Annotated in this window: 3 protein-coding genes and 1 pseudogene; 3 read left to right on the top strand and 1 reads right to left on the bottom strand. The window is 41.1% G+C overall.

What is annotated here, in order from left to right; genetic code table 11:
- From L652_RS1000000125655 to L652_RS0100630, 3 genes and pseudogenes are all read left to right on the top strand, one after another.
- Positions 1-78 (top strand): annotated as a pseudogene (locus L652_RS1000000125655) (YaiI/YqxD family protein); the annotation flags it as partial.
- Position 79: 1 nt separating this feature from the next.
- Positions 80-643, top strand: coding sequence for a hypothetical protein (locus L652_RS0100635; protein ID WP_024596053.1), 564 nt, complete (start codon positions 80-82; stop codon positions 641-643).
- Between the two features lie 19 nt (positions 644-662).
- Positions 663-1,055: an ACT domain-containing protein gene (locus L652_RS0100630; protein WP_024596052.1), complete on the top strand. Its 393-nt coding sequence runs from the start codon at positions 663-665 to the stop codon at positions 1,053-1,055.
- A 182-nt stretch (positions 1,056-1,237) separates the two neighbouring features.
- Here the strand turns inward: L652_RS0100630 and L652_RS0100625 are convergent.
- Positions 1,238-1,677, bottom strand: a 440-nt coding sequence (locus L652_RS0100625; protein WP_024603180.1) for a class I SAM-dependent methyltransferase, incomplete at its 5' end; no start/stop codon positions are given.

Raw genomic sequence — 1,677 nt, 5'->3', positions numbered from 1 at the left:
CCGCCACTTAGCCAAACCGATCGCCAAAACTTTGCAAATAACCTCGACCGTATTTTAGCGCAAAACAAGGCTAACTAACTTGAATACCCAATTAGTTGGCTTAGGTGATACGCAATTTAGCGTGGCGGTATACGTAGCAAAAGCGCCGCCCATGCCGTTTTTTGAAACACTTGAATACCTAGAACCGGTTATAAATGAGCAAATAAATACCATAAACCAGTACTGTGGTAATGGTTGGCGCAAAGTGTTTAACGTTTACGCCAAAGTGCTATTTTCCCTGCCAAGTGAGCATTATTCATTTGCTAAACAAGCCCCTACTTGGCAACAATATCGCGATGAGTATTTACTGCAAAAAAATAGTAAAACCGCCCTGCTATTTAGCGCGCCTGACACTACTATTACTTGCGCAGATAAAGCTACTAGCAATCAAAATCAGCTACACATAATTGCTGGGCGTACGCACGCTAAAAACTTATTACAACAAGGTAAGTTGCATGCACAATTTGATTGGCTCGACGACGAGTTTGCAATAGACACCAGTAACAACATTATTGTGTGCCCGTATTTTGATTACAGGCAATTAAGTAATATAAAAATTGCGAGATTAAGCGAGCTAGTCGCGCAGCTAAAAGGCACTAAATAACACATTGTAAGGAACGACCATGGCCGGAATTTTAGAGTTAAACGAATTATTAAAATCAATGCAGCCTGTGCTTAAACAAGGTGAATACATATTTTGCTGTTTGGCAGGGAAATTGGCTGATTATGTTCACTTAGAGCCACTTGCCACTTACGTTGAAGAGGAAGGCCTAACCCTTATTTTAAAAGCTGAAACCGCCGATAAAGCAGGTATTACTTACGAGGGTAAATATAATTTAATTACTCTTAATGTACATTCAAGCTTAGAGGCCGTTGGGCTAACAGCTGCGGTATCTGCAAAGCTAACTGAGCATGGCATTAGCGCTAATGTGGTAGCTGCGTTTTATCACGACCATATTTTTGTACAAACAGACAAAGCACAAGCTGCAATGAAAGCACTTGGAGAGATTGGTTAGGATTGCTGGCACAGTAATGATCTGAGTGATGTGGATATTAGAGCGTCGGGTGGCGCCTCACTTATCCGACCTACGCTTAGAGAAACTTCGGGGTGTAGAGAGGGTTATATAAAAACACCGAGTTTGTTCACTCGGTGTTTTTATTGGTGCTAAATAGCGGGTGCTTGTTTAGCTTGTGAAACTTAAACTACATATCCGCTAAAACCTAGGGCTTTAAAATACAGCTTCGGAATGCCAAATTTGCACTCGTTTAGTAGTTCGCTAAAGCGCATTCTATCAAGCGGGTAAAACTCATTTTCTAAGTCGTGCCCTGTTTGTGTTTTACCTGTTTCGGTTAAACCCAATTGCGCGCACGTTGTGAGCTGGGCTTCGCGCTCAAATGAAGTTTCGGGGCGCATTAAATCTGCAATAAAAAGGTTTGCGTCTTTTTTAAGACTTCCTTTAATTGCTTTTAATAACTCTTTTTTATCGCCGTTATCTTCTAAAAAATGCATTACTAATAAACATAAAACGGCATCGGCTTTAACCGATAACTTATCAACTGGGCCATTATGTACATCTACGCGGCTTGTTATGCCTTGTTCATCAAATTGCTGCTGTGCGATAGCAAGCATATCGGCTG

Source organism: Pseudoalteromonas sp. TB25 (genome assembly GCF_000497995.1).
Lineage (GTDB): Bacteria > Pseudomonadota > Gammaproteobacteria > Enterobacterales > Alteromonadaceae > Pseudoalteromonas > Pseudoalteromonas distincta.
The sequence above is the reverse complement of the archived record's forward strand: the minus strand, read 5'-3'. Positions and strand labels throughout refer to the sequence as shown.